This is a genomic window from Acetobacter nitrogenifigens DSM 23921 = NBRC 105050 (assembly GCF_000429165.1).
In the GTDB taxonomy this organism is placed as follows: domain Bacteria; phylum Pseudomonadota; class Alphaproteobacteria; order Acetobacterales; family Acetobacteraceae; genus Acetobacter; species Acetobacter nitrogenifigens.
Window position 1 is genome coordinate 548467 of the sequence record NZ_AUBI01000001.1, and the last position, 17658, is coordinate 566124.

Here is a 17658-nt window from a genome sequence, read left to right on the forward strand (position 1 = left end):
AACTCCCTGACAACCCGCCCCGCGCACGGCGCTGCATGTTTGAGACAAAAATAAGACGCTCTGGCGGCGTAACGAAAACCATGTGATGCTGTTTCGGTTTTCAAAGTTTGGGACGGCCGCGGCGATGCAGACCGATTTACGCTCACACGGACTTTGGGAACGTACCGCGCCTCCCGCGCCCTATGCCGAGGCGCTGTATTCCACGATAGACACGGACGTCGTCATCATCGGCGCGGGTTACACCGGTCTGTCCGCCGCGCTGCATCTGGCGCAGGCGGGTTATGCGCCGGTAGTTGTCGAGGCCGCACAGATCGGTTTCGGCGGGTCGGGGCGCAACGTCGGACTGGTCAACGCCGGAATGTGGGTGAAACCCGAAGACTTCCCCGGCGTCCTGGGGCCGATCTACGGCCAGCGACTGCTCACGCTGCTCGGACAGGCGCCGGATCTGGTGTTCGACGTGATCTCGGCGCACGCCATCGCCTGCGAGGCGACACGCGTCGGCACATTGCATTGCGCGCCGGACGAGCGGGGGTTGTCCGATCTGACGGAGCGGACGCGTCAATGGGCGCGGTGGGGGGCGCCGGTCAGCCTTCTCGGCGCGCAGGAGACTGCTCGGCTGATCGGGTCCTGCGACTACAAGGGCGCCTTGCTCGACCGACGCGCGGGGACGGTGCAGCCGCTGGCCTATGCGCGCGGCCTCGCCGACGCCGCAATTGGCGCGGGCGCACGGATTTTCGTGAACTCTCCTGTCACCGGGATGATGCAGTCGGGAGACCGGCACATCATAGACACTCCGCGCGGACAGGTTCGCGCGGCGAAAGTCATCGTCGCGACCAACGCCTACAGCACCGGTCCATTTGCCGCGATCTCGGACTCTCTGGCGCCGCTGCCCTACTTCAACGTCGCAACCGCGCCTCTATCGCCGTCAATGCGCGCCCGCATCCTGCCCGAAGGCCACGGAGCCTGGGACACGCGATCCGTGCTCAGTTCCTTTCGCATGGACGCTGCAGGGCGCCTCGTCTTCGGCAGTGTCGGCGGCCTGGGACGGTGGGACGCGGCCGTCCATCGCGACTGGGCGCGCCGCGAGGTGACTCGCCTGTTCCCTCAGCTCGCAGGCGTGGATTTCGAAACGGAGTGGTCCGGCTCCATCGGCGTGACCGCAACGCGGTTGCCGCGCCTGCACCGCCTGGCGCCGGGCGTCGTCGCGATGGCAGGATACAACGGACGCGGCATTGCGCCGGGCACGGCCTTCGGGCGCGTCCTTGCGGACATGACGGCCGGCCATACGCCAGACAGCGAACTGCCTTTGCCGGTCATGAACCTTCCGGAGCCGGATGCGCTACGCGGACTGCGGGGGCTGATCTATGCGGTGGGCTCCGGTCTCAGACATTTCGCGGGAGCCAGGCGCCCCCGGTAGGGCGCACTCCGTTTCGGCACGATGTTTGATCGGCGAAAGTCGGGCGCGGGGAAGCCGCAGTCTTGAGCCATCCGACTGAACCGGCGTGCGCCGAGGCTGCTTGCGGACCTTATTCATAACGACAGCTAAAACATCAGGGTTCGCTTCGCATCTCGGCAGTGGACCCTCATTTGCCGAGAAATATTCTGGCAGGATAGGCGACGCAGCCGGACTTACACATTCCGGCCACCCAGCGTCCGTCACACCGCAACCATGCGTCAGGCGCCGCCTGCGATGACGGCTCTGGACACAGTCGCCGCGTTTTCGTTTTGTCACGGGGAAACCCGGAGGAAAAACCATGTCCGACATCGCCTCGCTCGACCTCGCCACACAGACGCGCGACCTGCTCTCCAGCCTCGGGGTGGATGATCGACGCCTGTCGGCGCAAGGCTTGGCGATCACCGTCCGCTCGCCGGTCAACGGGCAGACGCTTGGACATGTAGCCTCAGCCACAGTTGAAGAAACGAACGCCGCAATCGAGCGCGCGCACGGAGCTTTTCTCACGTGGCGTCGCATCCCCGCGCCCCGGCGCGGCGAACTTGTCCGCCTGCTCGGCGAGGAACTGCGCGCCAACAAGGACGCTTTGGGACGACTGGTCTCGATCGAGGTCGGCAAATCGCCGTCCGAAGGGCTGGGCGAAGTGCAGGAGATGATCGACATCTGTGACTTCGCAGTCGGTCTGTCACGGCAACTCTGCGGCCTGACCATCGCTACGGAGCGCGCCGAGCATCGGATGATGGAGACATGGCACCCGATCGGCGTCGTGGGCGTCATCTCCGCTTTCAATTTCCCTGTTGCAGTCTGGGCATGGAATGCTGCGCTGGCGCTGGTCTGCGGCGATTCTGTCGTCTGGAAGCCGTCGGAGAAGACGCCGCTGACGGCCATCGCGACGGACGCGATTCTCCGCCGCGCAATCACGCGTTTCAACGCCAGCGGCGACGCAGCGCCCGACGGGCTGGCGGAGCTTGCGGTCGGCGGGCGGGAGACCGGCGCGGCGCTGGTGGCCCATCCGAGAGTCCCGCTGGTCTCGGCCACGGGGTCGACTGAAATGGGGCGCATCGTTGGACGTGAACTGGCGAGCCGCTTCGGACGGGCGATTCTCGAACTGGGCGGCAACAACGCGGCGATCGTCACGCCGTCCGCCGACCTCGATCTGGCGCTACGCGGAGTAGCCTTCGCGGCGATGGGCACGGCCGGTCAACGCTGCACCACGCTGCGCCGTCTATTCGTTCATAGCAGCGTCTATGACGCTTTCGTGCCGCGGCTGAAGGCCGCGTTCTCTTCGGTCAGCGTCGGCAGCCCGCTGGAGGGGCACCTCGTGGGGCCGTTGATCGACCATGCCGCACTGGAGCGCATGCAGGAGGCGCTGGCGGCGGCCATGGAGCTCGGCGCGACGGTGCATGGCGGAGAGCGGGTCGACGTCGGCGCCCCGCAGGCGTTCTACGCACGCCCCGCGCTGGTGGAGACGCCGGTGCACGACGGCCCTGTGCTGGACGAGACGTTTGCGCCGATTCTCTATGTGCTGCCTTACGACGATCTTGAAGACGCCATCTCGTTGCAGAACGACGTCCCGCAGGGCCTTTCCTCCGCCATCTTCACCACCGACCTGCGCGAGGCGGAGTTGTTCCTCAGCGCGCGCGGTTCGGACTGTGGCATCGCCAACGTGAATATCGGCACGTCAGGCGCGGAGATCGGCGGCGCGTTCGGCGGGGAGAAAGCGACCGGCGGCGGCCGGGAGTCCGGTTCCGATTCGTGGAAAGGCTATATGCGGCGCGCGACCAACACGATCAATTACGGTCGCGACCTGCCGCTGGCGCAGGGTGTCACGTTCGACGTCGGTTGAGACCGGTCGTTCGAAGCTTTCCGCCATCAGAACGCGGCGGAAAGACATACCAACGCTACGCTGCGACGCCACTCCGCAATAACCGCAGGAGTGATTTTCGAAGACGACAACGTAGCGTTTCTTGCACCATCCCTTGCCGCTGACCTCAAAACGGACATTCGGTTTCCCCTCCCTCGTCCAGACGTCTCCGCGTTCCGCACGGCTCGCCCGTCGACCGACGCTTTTCCATATGTCGTTTGAAGGGCGATTTACGCCCGCGCCGCCCCCCTTTTCGCATCAGGAGCATAAACACCGTGGATATCCTCAACGCCGGGCAAACCGCCTCCCGCCTTCCGTGGACTCCGTTGATCGAGACACTGGAGGCGACGATGCTGGACTACGCGGCGGGCAGGATTCTCTGCCCCGAACGGCAGGCGCTCACGCCTCCGGGGCGCGAAGGCGTCATGCTGTCCATGCCCAGCGCGGCGGCAGACGTATTCTGCCACAAGCTGGTGACCGTCTATCCCGGCAACGCCACACGCAATCTGCCCGCGATTCACGGTGTGGTGACCTGCGGCGACGCCCGCGACGGCCGCACGATCCTGAGTCTCGACGGCCCGACCGTCACAGCGCGCCGGACGGCCGCCGTCACCTTTGTCGCAATCCGCCGCCTGTTGCCGGCCCCGCCGCGCTCCGCTTTGCTGATTGGTACGGGCGTGCAGGCGCGAGCACATGTGGAGGGTCTCTTCGCCCTGTGGCCGGATATTCGCGTGACCGTGCAAGGCCGCTCGGTTGAGCGGGAGAGCGCTTTTCGCGCAGCGACGGACTCGCGTGTCGTTCTTTCTCACGAAGCCGTAGAGCCCGGTCAGCCTGACGCCGCTCATGATGTGGTCATCATAGCGACCACGGCCCGGGAGCCTGTCTATGACCTTCCCGGCCGTGTTGGGGTTCTGGTGGTGGGATTGGGGGCCTTCCGCCCGGACATGGCCGAGATCGGCCCTGCGACGCTTGAGAGCAGTGCGATCTATGTGGACGACCTGCACGGCGCGCCTTCGGAAGCGGGAGACCTGATTCAGGCCGGAATCGACTGGAATCGCGTCAGCCCCCTCGCCTCCGCGCTCGATGCCCCACCCGATTCCCGTGTCCCGATCGTGTGCAAAACAGTCGGATGCGCCGCGTGGGATCTTGCGGCCTGCCGCACGGCGCTTGGTTTTTCCAGCACTCAGTAAGGGGGCAGCCATGTTTCGGCAGCGTGTAGGAAAAATTTTTCCGACAGGTGTTGCCAGCGTCGAAATCCCCGCTATAAGTCGCGCCAACACGACGCCTCACCGAGGCGCTCGTTGAAAAAAGCGGGTGTAGCTCAGTTGGTTAGAGCGCCGGCCTGTCACGCCGGAGGTCGCGGGTTCGAGCCCCGTCACTCGCGCCACTTTCAAAAATCCATGTTGATTTAGAACAGTGGCGTCATTTGACACCATCACAAAAGTTCGAATTTCTCCTGATGCGCGCACGCATGCACCCTCGTTATCGGCGCTTTCAGCAGGCAACCGGAAATGATCGCCTGACAGCAGAGGCGATCGATCAAGACGGGCGCAACCGGCAGGGTCTGCTCCGTTCACGGCAATTCGTGAATCCCCCCTTCATCGGTGACTTCCGCTACTCGCGAATCAGGCGCGTTGCGGCCCGAAAATTCGATCTGAATTCGTTCTTTCGGCGAACATCCTGATCCAGTCAGCAGATTCCCCAGCTGCTCCGTGTTCAGCGCAAGACTTTTCAGCGCTACGGTTTCGAATCGTCCCTGCAGCGATCGTCTTCAAGGCCGCGCGCCCCGCACGAACGAGACGCACGACGACGATCGCCCGATTTCAGGCTTCAGGCGCCTCTTCCATCGTGGCTAGCAACGAACGAAACTGAACCGCGAAGCGCGATTTATCGGCGTCGCGAAGGCGCACGGTTATGGAGACTCTCTCGTCGCCGTCGTCGCGCTCCAGTACCTCGCCATGATCGTAAAGCCACGCGATGGCCCCGCCTTCGTGAATCGGCAACCTGTAGCTCGCGACGACCATGGCGCTGGTCAGGCGCGCATCGATGGCCTCCATCAATTCAGGCAACCCGTCGCCCGCCATGGCCGAGATCGGCACGATATCGTCCCGGTGCGGCAGAGTCCTGGGCTCGGCGAGCAAATCGACCTTGTTCAGCACCTCGATCACTCGCGACCGCCATTCGGCGTCCAGCATGCCGTCGCGCTCCATGCCGGTGAGCACGGAATGCACGTCCGATCGCTGCGCGGAAGAATCAGGGTGGGCGATATCGCGCACATGCAGGATGATGTCCGCCTCCGCCACCTCCTCCAGCGTAGCTCGGAACGCGGCGATCAGTTCGGTCGGCAGCTCGCTGATGAAGCCGACCGTATCCGACAGAATCACCCGCCGCCCTGACGGCAGCTCAATGCCGCGCATGGTCGGATCGAGCGTCGCGAAAAGCTGATCCCTCGCCATCACCGACGCGCCAGTAAGCGCGTTGAACAACGTGGACTTTCCGGCGTTGGTGTAGCCCACCAGCGCCACGACCGGGAACGGCACACGCTTGCGCGCTGAGCGGTGCAGACCGCGCGTGCGTCGCACCTGCTCAAGCTCGCGCTTCAGGCGCACGATGCGGTCGCCGATCATCCGGCGGTCGGCCTCGATCTGGGTTTCACCGGGACCGCCGAGGAAGCCGAAGCCGCCGCGCTGTCTCTCGAGATGGGTCCACAGGCGCACGAGCCGCGAGCGCTGGTATTCCAGGTGCGCCAGTTCGACCTGCAGCGTTCCTTCCCGCGTCGCTGCGCGTGCGCCGAAAATATCCAGAATGAGCCCGGTGCGGTCGATGACCTTGCACCCGAGCGCCGTTTCCAGATTGCGTTGTTGACCGGGGGAAAGACGCGCGTCAATCACAACGACGGTGACGCCCTTGTCCGCGACCGCAGCTTTAAGCGATTCGACCTGGCCACTTCCGAGCAGCGTCGCCGGGCGACGCGCGCGCAGCAGAAGCACCGCACTCAAAACGACGACGAGGCCGATGGAGGACGTCAGGCCGACTGCCTCGTCAAGCCGCGCTTCGGCGGCCCGAACGTCTTGATCCCTGTCTGGACGCTCCCACGGAAGAATGACGGCCGCCCGGGTGGCGGCCGGAGTGGTGTCAGTAGATGTCGTCGGCAAGGGTTTCGTCGTTCTCCACATGCGCCGCCGTGCCCGCCTGCGCCGCAATTCCGGTCGCGGTCTCGAATATGTTCACTGGCACCAGCGGCATGACCGTGCTGATGGCGTGTTTATAGACCAGCTGCGTATGGCCGTCGCGACGCAGTAAAACGGTTTCTGCGTCGAACCAGGTGATGACGCCCTGCAGCTTTACGCCGTTCACAAGAAAGATAGTGACTGGCGCCTTGCCGCGCCGGACATGCCCTAGAAACACATCCTGTACTGTCTGAGGTGCTGATTTTGCCACGTTGTTGTCCTGCGCTTTTCTTTTTTTTATTGTTGCGGCCGATTAATGTTGAACGCGCGGAGATTGTCGTATCCCCTTCCCCGAAACGGGCGCGCAAAATGTCAGTTTCACCATTAAAGCAGATTTACCGCCACTGGCGAGAGCGCTTTGCGATGCTGGCCCTGCGTAGCGCGCCGGGCTTCCTCACAAACACGATATATTTTTATTTAGACATGCATCGTCCCGCGTTCCCTACCACGCGTCTGATCCATGATCGACCAGCCGCGCCGGTTGATTTGTAACGAAAGGCGGCGGCAGGAACCACCGGGTTTCCCGGAAAAAACACACCGTCGCTCCGGCCACCAGAGCGGCGGACGCAGTACTGCCCACCGGACATCGCGTTTGTCCGACCTCTCCTCTATACCCCGGCGCGTTCGTCCGCTGTCACTCCAAGCTGTTTCAGCTTGCGATGCAGGGCGCTACGCTCCATGCCGACAAATCCAGCTGTCCGGCTGATGTTGCCGCCAAATCGCAAAAGCTGGGCCTGCAGATATTGTGTCTCGAACAGGTCTCGCGCCTCGCGTAACGGCAGACTCATCACGTCGGCGTTCGAATCCAGCTTCAGAAGGGCGGGAGCGCCTTCCGCTATTGTCGAAGGCAGCATATCCGCGCGAATCGGTTCAGTCCCGTTGCCCGGCATCATGATGAGCAGGCGCTCCATCAGATTCCGTAACTCTCGCGCGTTGCCGGGCCATTCATAAGCCTGCAACGCCGCAATGGCGTCCATGCTCAGTTCCCGCACCGGCAGTCCCGCCGATTCGGCCGCGCGCGTGAGAAACAGCCGCGCGAGATCCGGAATGTCCTCGCGCCGTTCGCGCAGGCTGGGCACACGCACCGGCACAACGGCGAGCCTGTAGAACAGATCCTCACGGAATCGACCCGCCGCGATCTCCACATGCAGATCACGATTGGTGGTGGAGATCACCCGCACGTCGACACGCACGCGCGTAGCTCCGCCAATTCGTTCGAAACTTTGATCCTGAAGCGCGCGGACGATCTTGCCCTGCGTCTCGATCGGCATGTCCGAAATTTCGTCGAGCAGCAGCGTGCCGCCATGCGCACGTTCCAGAACGCCGATGCGTCGCGGCGCTCCCTCCGGCCCCTCGAGGCCGAACAGCTCCTCTTCGAACCGGCTCGGCGCCAGGGTGGCGCAGTTTAGCGCAATGAACGGGCCTTCCGCGCGACGCGACCGCGCGTGAATCATGCGCGCCGCCACTTCCTTGCCTGCGCCGGGAGAACCTGTGATCAGCACGCGCGATCCCGTCGGGGCGACGCGTTCAACCTGCGTGCGAACGGCTGCGATCGCAGCGCTTTCTCCGAACAGCGTGGTTTCCGGTCCGGCGCGAAGACGCAGTTCCGCGTTTTCACGCGCCAGACGCGACGCCTCGATCGCGCGACGCGTCACCACGAGCAGGCGATCCGACTGGAAAGGCTTTTCAATAAAATCGTACGCGCCGTGCTGAAGAGCCGCGACGGCCGTCTCGATCGTGCCGTGCCCGGAAATCATCACGACCGGAACGGAGGGGTCCTCCGCGTGCATAGTCTTGAGAATGTCGAGGCCGTCCAGCTTCGATCCCTGCAACCAGATATCCTGGATCACCAGCGCAGGGCGGCGGGCGCGGAACGCCGCAAGCGCAGCCTCCGAATCACCGGCTACCCGGGTCTCGTATCCTTCGTCATGCAGCACGCCTTCGATGAGCATGCGGATATCCGGCTCGTCATCAACGATCAGGACTTCATACGCCATCGTTTTCTTTCCGTGCTGAATCCTTGACGGGTAAAATCAGAACTGCCTCGCTTCCCGGGCACCCGGGCCGATCGGAGAGTTGAACACTGCCCTCATGGTCTTCCATGATTTTCTTCACGATGGCCAGCCCCAGACCGGTTCCCTTCGGCTTGTGAGTGACATACGGCTCGGTCAGCCGATCCCGGTCTGCCTGCGGCAAACCGACCCCGTCGTCCACTATGGCTATGCTCACCCGCCCGTCCTTCTCCGTGATTTCGACAGTGATCGCGCCGATCACGCCATCCGGATGATGAACGCGTTGAGCGTCCCCAACGTTGTCGTCCCGCCTGTCTGCAGCCAGCGCCATACCGTTCGCCCGGCCGGTCATCGAGATGGCGTCAGCGGCGTTTTGCAACAGATTGGTCAGCGCCTGCCCGATCTGCCGCCTGTCGCACGGCGCGACAGGTCCATGCTCCGGCCCGATCACCGAATAGGCGATCTCCGGGTGGGCGTCGCGCTGAAGCACCAGAGCCTCCCGCACGATGCGCGACACGTCCTCCATCGCGATTTTCGGCTGAGGCATGCGCGCGAAGGACGAAAATTCGTCCACCATCCGTCCGATGTCCCCGACCTGCCGCACGATGGTGTCCGCACATTGCTGGAACGTCTCGGGATCAGACGTGATTTCCCGTAGGAAACGGCGCTTCAGACGTTCCGCCGCCAACTGGATCGGGGTCAGGGGGTTCTTGATCTCGTGGGCGATACGGCGCGCTACATCGGCCCACGCAGCCTTCCGCTGGGCCGCCTGCAACGCTGTGATGTCATCAAAAGTCACCACGTAGCCGCGCGTGACGCTGCCCCGCAGCTCGGCGGCGACCCGGACCAGCAGCACCCGGCGGTTTCCTGTCGGCCCGATCTGCACTTCCCGCGTCAGCGCGCGGTCCGAGCCCTGACGCAGGTCGTCGAGGATGGAGGCGAACTCGGGAATCGCGTCCGACAGCTTTTCACCGACCGCGAGCGTGAGGTCGCGGTTGAGCAACTCCGATGCGGCCCGGTTCGGCAGTTCGACCCGCGTCAGCGCGTCGAGGCCGATCACGCCTGCCGACACGCCCGATAGCACCGCCTCCGTGAAGCGGCGCCGTTCATTAATTTGCGCGTAGGCCGACATCAGTTCCGAACGCTGGCTCGACAGTTCGTCGGTCATCCGGTTGAACGCCCGCGACAGGCTGGTGATTTCGTCGTCGCCGCCGCCTTCAGGCACGCGGACTGCAAGATCGCCCTCACTGATTCGACGCGACGCGACCATCAGAAGCCCGAGGGGCCTTGCTATCTGGTTTGCGAGCGCAAGCCCCATCAACGCGGCCATCGCGAGGACCAGAAGCGCCACCAGCGCAAAAATCATCACGAACGTGAACTGAATTTTCGCGCGGTTGTTGTTCAGGCGGTGGTAATCCGCGACGACGCGCTCGGTCTTGCGCATGTGGCCGACGATTTCCGGGTCGACCGGGCGTGTTATCACCAGCATCAATTCCGGTGTGACGCCCAGGGAGACGACCGCCCGCACAGATTTTTCGTCCGGACTGTCATAAATCGCGACGTCGTTCGCCCGCGCCATCATCGTGGCGGCTGGCGGCGGAAGCGGCTCGTTGTAACCGGCGTGGCTCAGCAGGCCGCCTGACGCGACGACCTTGTTGGTCAGCGGGTCGTAGACGACCGCCTCGGTCAGTCCTCGCACGGTCGCCTGACTGTCCAGCATTTCCCCCAGACTGGCCGGGTCGTGCATCAGATCCCCGCCATTGCCGGACAACTCGTTTTCCGCGCTGACAAGGTAGTTGGAGAGAGAGAAGGCGTCTGTTCGGATATTAGCGTTGTGTTCGGTCAGATATCCGCGCGACGCGAGCAACGCCTCGTTCAGGGCCGTATTGACCCGGTCGGAGAACCATATCTGGATGCCGTAATTGAAGAACAGCGTCGCGAACACGCCGACGAGGATAGTCGGAGCGACGGCGACAAGGCCGAACAAGGCCACAAGCCGGACATGCAGCCGCGTCCCAGCCAGCCCGCTACGCGTATCGGCGAGGACGCTACGGACGCGCGACCCGAAAATGAGCGCAAGCAGGATGAGCGCAAGCGCGTTTCCGACGAACACGCAGGTCTGCAGCACCGGATGGTGAGCCAACGCCGAGCCGCCTGAAAGCACCACGAACGTCGCGAATCCCAGAACCAGCGCGAGCGCGACCAGAATGACGACGACGCTGCGCAGGTCGAGCGCCCAGCGCATGCGTCCAAGCAGCAGGCGCCGCTCCTGCCCCTCGCCCGCCGCCGGAGCGTTCGCTGCGGACGGGGCGTCCGCCCGCGAAGCCTTTGCGGATGTTTCGTGCCCGCTCATCGACGAAGCCCCGGTTTAGTAGGTGGACAGAGCCGTATGCCTGTGGCGCGCAGCGCGTCGTCGCGCCTCAATCGGCCTCCCTCGCGATCGGCCCCTTCATCACGGGAATGTTCAGATCGCGGATCTTCTTGCGCAGCGTGTTCCGGTTAAGGCCCAGCATCGCCGCCGCCTTGATCTGATTGCCCCGCGTCGCTGCAAGCGTCATCTGAATCAGCGGCCGTTCGACTTCGGCGATCACCTTGTCATACACATCCTGCAAGGGGGCGCCGTCATTGCCTGCTGCGAAGTAGCGCCTGATATGGCGGCTCACCGCATCGGAGAGCGTCTCGTCATCCGAGGAAGCTGCCTGATGGCTGGCGGCGCGAGAGTCCTCGCGCACGCTTTCGGACAGTTCATGGTCGATCAATGCGCCTGTGATGGTCTCCTGCGGATACAGCGCGGTCACGCGCCGCATCAGGTTCTCGAGCTCACGCACGTTGCCGGGCCACCGCCATGCCTGCAATCGCGCAAGGGCGTCTTCAGACAGCTGCTTGGGAAGGCCGCCCTCCGAACAACGCTCCAGAAAATGCTGTGCGAGCAGCGGAATGTCCTCCACCCGCTCGCGCAGGGGCGGCAGGCGGATCGGCACGACATTGAGGCGATAAAACAAATCTTCCCTAAAGGCGCCCGCACGGATCATCTGGTTGAGGTCGCGGTGCGTCGCAGCCACGATCCGGACGTTCGCCTTGATGGGGTTGCGGCCGCCCGCAGATGTGAATTCGCCGTCTTGCAGCACCCGCAGCAGGCGCGTCTGCGCCTCCAGCGGCATGTCGCCAATCTCGTCGAGAAACAGCGTCCCTCCCGCCGCCTGCTCGAAGCGACCCGGATTGCGCGCCGTGGCGCCGTTGAAGGCTCCGCGTTCATGGCCGAACAACTCGCTCTCGATCTGGTCGCGCGGGATCGCCGCCATGTTCACCGCCACGAAAGGCCCTGTGCGACGCCGTCCGTAATCGTGCAGCGCCCGAGCCACGAGCTCCTTGCCCGTGCCGCTCTCCCCGTTGATCATCACAGTCAGATCGGACGTCGTGAGGCGGGCGATGATGCGATAGATATCCTGCATCGCCATCGAGCGGCCGATCAGCGGCATCCCGTCGTCGCCTTGCGGCGGGACGCTCAGGCCCGACGCAGGCGCAGGCGTGGCAAGCGCGCGCTCGACGACGGCGAGAAGCTCAGTGAGGTCGAACGGTTTTGGCAGATATTCGAAGGCGCCGCGCTGCGTGGCCTTCACTGCGGTCACCAGCGTGGATTGCGCACTCATCACCAGCACCCGCAGGTCAGGACGGGCGCGACGAATGCGCGGAATGAGGTCGAGACCGTTCTCGTCCGGCATGACGACGTCGGTGATGACCAGATCGCCCTCGCCGTCTTCCACCCATTGCCACAGCGCGCTTGCACTAGCTGTGGAACGCACCTGGTATCCAGCCCGCCCGAGGGCCTGACTGAGAACCGTGCGGATCGACCGATCATCGTCGGCGATCAGGATCGTGGGCAAAGTCATAGGAACGGAATATCTCTCGAAAACAGGATAGCCCGCATGCAGGCGGGAAATGAACAGAAGCCGGCTTCGGCTCGCGCAGGCACTACAGCAAGCAGCGCCCGATCTCCAGACGCCGCCTCGTCGGACGGCAGTTTAAGCAACCGCGCCGGTTTCCTCGGTCACCACCGGCAAATGCAGACTGACCTCCGTGCACCCCGGACGGCTTTCGACCTCGATAATGCCGCCGTGGTCGTTGACGATTTTTCCGGCCAGCGCCAAGCCCAGACCAGACCCCGCGGCCTTGGTGGTCAGAAAAGGCTCGAACAGATGCGGGCGCACGGTTTCCGATATTCCCGGCCCGGTGTCCCTGATCGTAACGAGCAGCGGAAGGTGCCGTCGCTGCCCGGTCCCCGGCACGGCCAGACGGATGCCTTGCCTATACGCGGTGGCCAGCGTGATCGTCCCGCTTCCGCCAGCGCCGGTAATGGCTTCGGCGGCGTTCTTCACCAGATTGAGCAGGACCTGAACCAGTTCGTCGCGATTTCCCCAGACCGGCGGCAAGGACGGATCGTATGATTCGACGATAGGAACGCCACTGGCGACGCCGTTTTCCGCAAGCGTCCGCACATGTTCCAGAACGCGGTGAATATTGACCGGCCGTCTTCCGACCGGTTTTTCGTTGAAAATCTCCATCCGCTCCACCAGCGAGCGGATACGGTCAGCCTCGTCGCGAATAAGCACCGCAAGTTCCCGGTCCGTCTCTCCAACGGAGCCCTCCAGCAACTGCGCCGCGCCACGAATGCCCGACAGCGGATTTTTCACTTCGTGCGCGAGAATCGCCGCCATGCCAGCCACGCTTCGCGCGGCGGAACGAAACGTAAGCTGTCGGTCCAGCGCCTTCGCCGCAGATTCGTCCTGAAAGACCAGCAGCACCTGCCCAGGGAAGTCCGGCACGTCCGATCCCTGAACGCTGACGCCGTCATGCTGGAAACGCGGCGTGCTCAGGACCAGTCCGTGCTCCGTCACCGAGCCGCCGATCTCTCGCACCTGCCTCAACAACAGAAAAAGCGGATGGTCAGGAGGCACCAGATCGGAGAGCGGTTCACGCTTGAGCTGAGCCCGCGACCGGGCGAAAAACATCTCGGCGGCGCTGTTGACGGTCAGGATCGCGTCCCCCGCGCCAATCAGCATCACGGGCGCGGGCAGACAATCCAGCAGCAGGGCGGCCTCAGGGATTCTCTCCTGAGCGACGGCGCCGGAGACCCCGTCACGCGAGACGCTGCGCGGCGCCAGATGGTTCATGCCGCGCACAACGCTTCCGTCCGTTCATCCACTTCTCCGCCATCTGCGGAGGCGGCGTCGAGCACACGCGATTTCCGGACTTCCCGCACTGCGCCAGCGGCGATCTGCCTGTCGTAAAACGCGTTGATCGCGCCAATGACCTCGTCAACGTCGTCCATGCGGTTCACCGCCGAACGAAAGCCCGCGGAATCCGGAAGGCCGGCGGAGTACCAGGACACGTGCTTGCGGGCCAGACGCATGCCGGGCCCCCGCCCGAAATGCGCGAGCATGGCGTCGTAGTGCTCGAGCACAATGGTCCGCTCCGTCGGCAGATCCGGGTCTGCTGGCGTCACGCCGGTTCTCAGCGCCTGCGCCACCTGCGCCAGAAACCATGGCCGACCGTAACAGCCGCGGCCGATCATCACGCCAGCAGCTCCGGAACGCGCCAGAGCCTCGCGCGCATCCTCGACCGTCAGAATGTCGCCGTTGACGATGACTGGAATCCGCACCGCATCCTTGACGTTGCGGACGAAGCCCCAGTCAGCGACGCCATTGTAAAACTGCTGGCGCGTGCGGCCATGCACCGTAACCATGCGTATTCCCGCTTCCTGCGCGATACGCGCAAGCGTCGGGGCGTTCAGGTGATCATGATCCCAGCCCATGCGCATTTTCAGCGTCACCGGCGTGTTCACGGCCTTGACCGTCGCTTCCAGCAGGCGGCCAGCCGCGACTTCGTCACGCATCAGGGCCGATCCGGCCATCTGCCCGACCGCCACCTTCTTCACAGGGCAGCCGAAATTGATGTCGATGATATTCGCGCCGCGACCGACAGCGATGCGCGCCGCCTCCGCCATCGCATCAGGATCGCATCCGGCGAGCTGGATCGAGTTCAGGCCCTCCGGCCCGGCGACCTCCGCCATACGAAGAGTCGCTTCATTCTCCCGCACCATTGCCCACGAAGCGATCATTTCGGAGACCACGAGCCCTGCGCCCAAACGCCGGGCAAGACGCCGGAAAGGGACGTCCGTCACGCCCGCCATCGGCGCGAGGATGACCGGCGTCTCCAGAATCACGCCGCCGAGGTCAATCGGCGACAAACCAGCTGCGCGTTCGCCCGTGTTTTGAGTGCTGCCTACCATTTGAGCAATATAGTGCCCGGCCCAGTGCAGCGCAATCGGCGTTTCAACCCCTCGTCATGCGCAAGCGATGCGGCTGCCGCCCTTCCCCGCGTTCAACCAAGCTTTTCGGCGTCTTTGTCGTTCACGACCACGTTGCGTTTTCGTGGTGCTCGTCAGACTTTGTTGCCGGTTCATTGAGCAGCGCCACTGCAGCTTCTCCCGGGGGACTATCTTCGTCGAAGTCCTGTTCCAGATGAACGATAGCCGGAACCGCATCGTCTTCCGTCCGGGAGCGCAGCTTTTCCAGATTCTCCCGGATGACCGGAAATTCTTCCACCAGCCTGACGAAGAGGGAGGCGCTGATGGTCAACATGTGGCTGAATTGCAGGGTGCGAACGGTGCCGGGCATCGGCCGCGCCTCCAGCGCCTCCACCCCGCCGATCAGATCGCCCGCGCCATAGCGCAGATCGCTCTCCGCAACGTGCATTTCAGCCAGACCCGCGCTGATGAAGAACACCGAACGCGTCTTGCGCCCACGCCGGATGATCTTCTCGCCCGGAGAGGTGAACCGGAGCGAAGTGGTCATCGCCAGGTCGTGGATGACAGATGCTGGCAGCCCATCGAACACGGCAGCCCGGCGCAGCCGGTCTTCGATATTGTTCTTCAGGTTGAACGTCATGCGGTTGCCAAGACGCTGCTTTCGCAATTCCACGTCCCGATTCAGTTCCCGGTACAGTTCGTCGCTGATCAACGATTCCGAGTGCAATTCGTCGAACTCGACGCTCTCCAACCGCAGGACGATCTGCCGGAAAATCCGGTTCTCCAGCGCCTCGGAATAGCCGGGATAATGAAGACGCAGGGTCGTCAACGCCTCGTCCAGCATCTTGCGTTGCCGGAGCAGCGTCTCACCCACGATTTCGCTGATGCGGCTGCCCAGCGTCGGCTCAAGACGGTCTCGCATGAAACGCATCAACGAGATCGCCACGAGATGGATGACCATAAGCATCTCGAAACGCTCGGCCATGCATTCCATCAACGGCCGGTCGTAATGGAAACGGTTATGGATCTCCTGCGCAATCCGAAAGCGCAGCGATGGGCTCAGCCGCCGCCGAAGCGCCCGAACGTAACCGAAGCGCCCTTCCAGCCGCGCGCCGTCGCCCATGGCCTCCGACGTGCGCAACAGATTCTCCATCACGCGTCGCGACAGGCCCTGTATCTTGAACAGATCGAGCAGGATCGACCGCTCCTGATTCGCGAGCGTGATCAGGGCCAGCGTCACCCTCTGCCGGTCTCCGAGCGCGGTGTCGAACGTGTTGGTGGACTGCTCTTCCGCCCCCCGCTTTTCGAGCGAGGACACGACCGACCCGGTCGCATCAGGAGAAAACCCAAGCTCTTCGCCGGTTTCCCTGGCCTGCTCGGCGACCTTGCCCAGCGCGATGCCCAGCACCTGATGGCGCATCGCCTGATCAATCGGGGACAGCTGATCCAGTCTGAAGAAGAGCACGAGAGAGCGAAGGGTGGTGCCGTTAACCAACAGGGTGATGAGCACGAAGCCGGTCGCGATGATACCGACGAAATGGGCCACCGGCGTCGATACGCGCGGGTTTTCGGTGACCGCCAGCGCCAGCGCCAGCGTGATCGCGCCGCGCAGGCCGCCCCACACCATCGTCACCTTGAACGGCGTCGGCACTGGCGGGGCCAGCCGGGTCATCGCCAGGAGCGGCAGCATGCCGAACACGACGGAAGCGCGCGCCACCAGACCGGCGCAACTGGCGATCAGGATCAGCACCACGTCCCAGCGCGTCATGCCGATCAGCAAACGCGGAACGAGCATCGAGGCGAGCACGAAGACGAGCGATCCGGCCCAGAACACAAGCTGCTGCCACAGCTCGTTCAGGAAGCGCCATGTTTGCGGGCGAAAGGTCGAAGGACCATAAACCGAAAGCGTGAGACCGGCGGACGCGGTCGCGACGACGCCTGATACGCCAAGCACTTCGTCGCACAGAATGTAGACGATGTAGGGCAACGCCACAGTCAGCGTCGTCTCCGCCGCGGGAGCATTCCCCAGGGCGGTGATCATGTAGAGCATGAGCCGCGCGCCCACGATGCCGATGATCGTGGCGCCCGCAAACGACACCACGAACGACAACGCCGCGCCGCCGAGATGAATCGCATGGTGCGACGTGACGGCGGCGAGCAGGATCGAGAAAATGGAGATCGCGGCCGCGTCGTTGAGCAGGGCCTCGCCCTCCACAAGTCGGGTCAGTCGCGACGCCGCGCCGATGTCGCGAAAGATGCCCGCGACCGCAGACGGGTCGGTGGTCGCCACGATCGCGCCGAGGAGCAGACAGACGATCAACGGCATCTGCGCGAATGGCATGAGCGCCAGGCCGATGGTGGCGGTCGACACTGCGACGGCCACCACGGCCAGCAGCAGCACCGTGGCGGTTTCGTCCGCGAGGCGCCGCACATCGATCACCATCGCGCCCTGAAAAACCAGCACCGGCAGGAAGATCAGCAGGAACACCTCGCTGCTGACCGGAAAGTCGAGCAACGTCTCCGCAACGCCATTGATGGCGTTGCTGGCGACGCCGGAAAGCGAATCGGTGTACGTCGTACGGAGCACCAGATCGGCGCCGCCGCCGATCACAATGCCCACGACCGCGAGCAAAACGGTTTCCGAGACTTCCAGTCTGCGGGCCAGCGGCTGCACGGCGCTGACGATCACCAGAAGAAGCGCGATCGCAAGCAGCACCGCCGCCAGACCAGTCACCTCCATGCCGCCCTCCCTGGATTCACCCGATCCGCTTTCCGCCTCCCGGACCCGACGG

At 63.9% G+C, this 17658-nt stretch carries 11 protein-coding genes and 1 tRNA gene; 4 read left to right on the top strand and 8 right to left on the bottom strand.

The features are described from left to right. Nucleotides 1-124 precede the first annotated feature (124 nt). The 4 genes from G442_RS0102510 to G442_RS0102525 all read left to right on the top strand — a co-directional run bounded on the left by G442_RS0102510 (nucleotide 125) and on the right by G442_RS0102525 (nucleotide 4704). Nucleotides 125-1417: an NAD(P)/FAD-dependent oxidoreductase gene (locus G442_RS0102510; RefSeq protein WP_026396709.1), complete on the top strand. Its 1293-nt coding sequence runs from the start codon at nucleotides 125-127 to the stop codon at nucleotides 1415-1417. A 337-nt stretch (nucleotides 1418-1754) separates the two neighbouring features. Continuing rightward, nucleotides 1755-3299 carry an L-piperidine-6-carboxylate dehydrogenase gene (gene amaB, locus G442_RS0102515; RefSeq protein ID WP_026396710.1) on the top strand — a complete coding sequence of 515 codons (1545 nt, stop codon included), beginning with the start codon at nucleotides 1755-1757 and terminating at the stop codon, nucleotides 3297-3299. A gap of 293 nt (nucleotides 3300-3592) precedes the next feature. Then, nucleotides 3593-4507, top strand: a complete 915-nt coding sequence (locus G442_RS0102520) for a delta(1)-pyrroline-2-carboxylate reductase family protein (protein ID WP_246789297.1) — start codon at nucleotides 3593-3595, stop codon at nucleotides 4505-4507. 120 nt (nucleotides 4508-4627) lie between these two features. Further along, nucleotides 4628-4704: transfer RNA gene (locus G442_RS0102525), tRNA-Asp, on the top strand. A gap of 436 nt (nucleotides 4705-5140) precedes the next feature. On the opposite strand, the gene hflX is transcribed toward G442_RS0102525, so the two are convergent. The 8 genes from hflX to G442_RS0102575 all read right to left on the bottom strand — a co-directional run bounded on the left by hflX (nucleotide 5141) and on the right by G442_RS0102575 (nucleotide 17606). Beyond that, the gene (gene hflX, locus G442_RS0102535; protein WP_026396713.1) at nucleotides 5141-6472 is read right to left on the bottom strand and encodes a GTPase HflX; all 1332 of its coding nucleotides are present in this window, start codon (nucleotides 6470-6472) and stop codon (nucleotides 5141-5143) included. Beyond that, nucleotides 6453-6758: an RNA chaperone Hfq gene (gene hfq, locus G442_RS0102540; protein WP_026396714.1), complete on the bottom strand. Its 306-nt coding sequence runs from the start codon at nucleotides 6756-6758 to the stop codon at nucleotides 6453-6455. The genes hflX and hfq overlap by 20 nt, the downstream gene beginning before the upstream one ends. 397 nt (nucleotides 6759-7155) lie before the next feature. Then, nucleotides 7156-8544, bottom strand: coding sequence for a nitrogen assimilation response regulator NtrX (gene ntrX, locus G442_RS0102550; protein ID WP_026396715.1), 1389 nt, complete (start codon nucleotides 8542-8544; stop codon nucleotides 7156-7158). After that, nucleotides 8534-10804 (bottom strand): sensor histidine kinase NtrY-like, encoded by a 2271-nt coding sequence (locus G442_RS0102555; protein ID WP_035376122.1) that lies wholly within the window; start codon nucleotides 10802-10804, stop codon nucleotides 8534-8536. The genes ntrX and G442_RS0102555 overlap by 11 nt, the downstream gene beginning before the upstream one ends. 175 nt (nucleotides 10805-10979) lie before the next feature. After that, nucleotides 10980-12449: a nitrogen regulation protein NR(I) gene (gene ntrC / locus G442_RS0102560; protein WP_026396717.1), complete on the bottom strand. Its 1470-nt coding sequence runs from the start codon at nucleotides 12447-12449 to the stop codon at nucleotides 10980-10982. A gap of 132 nt (nucleotides 12450-12581) precedes the next feature. Further along, a complete protein-coding gene (locus G442_RS0102565; protein WP_246789307.1) occupies nucleotides 12582-13619 on the bottom strand; it encodes a two-component system sensor histidine kinase NtrB in 1038 nt (345 codons plus the stop codon). A gap of 107 nt (nucleotides 13620-13726) precedes the next feature. After that, entirely contained in the window at nucleotides 13727-14848 is a 1122-nt protein-coding gene (dusB, locus tag G442_RS0102570; RefSeq protein WP_051291837.1) for a tRNA dihydrouridine synthase DusB, read from the bottom strand. Nucleotides 14849-14969: 121 nt separating this feature from the next. Then, complete coding sequence (locus G442_RS0102575) at nucleotides 14970-17606, bottom strand: cation:proton antiporter (RefSeq protein WP_026396720.1); 2637 nt, start codon at nucleotides 17604-17606, stop codon at nucleotides 14970-14972. Nucleotides 17607-17658: the final 52 nt, after the last annotated feature.

Coding starts and splice junctions, on each gene's coding strand:
- G442_RS0102510 (WP_026396709.1), top strand. CDS start 125: ATGCAGACCGATTTACGCTCACACGGACTTTGGGAACGTACCGCGCCT.
- amaB (WP_026396710.1), top strand. CDS start 1,755: ATGTCCGACATCGCCTCGCTCGACCTCGCCACACAGACGCGCGACCTG.
- ntrX (WP_026396715.1), bottom strand. CDS start 8,544: ATGGCGTATGAAGTCCTGATCGTTGATGACGAGCCGGATATCCGCATG.
- G442_RS0102555 (WP_035376122.1), bottom strand. CDS start 10,804: ATGCGCTGGGCGCTCGACCTGCGCAGCGTCGTCGTCATTCTGGTCGCG.
- ntrC (WP_026396717.1), bottom strand. CDS start 12,449: ATGACTTTGCCCACGATCCTGATCGCCGACGATGATCGGTCGATCCGC.
- G442_RS0102565 (WP_246789307.1), bottom strand. CDS start 13,619: ATGCTGATTGGCGCGGGGGACGCGATCCTGACCGTCAACAGCGCCGCC.
- dusB (WP_051291837.1), bottom strand. CDS start 14,848: ATGGTAGGCAGCACTCAAAACACGGGCGAACGCGCAGCTGGTTTGTCG.
- G442_RS0102575 (WP_026396720.1), bottom strand. CDS start 17,606: ATGGAGGTGACTGGTCTGGCGGCGGTGCTGCTTGCGATCGCGCTTCTT.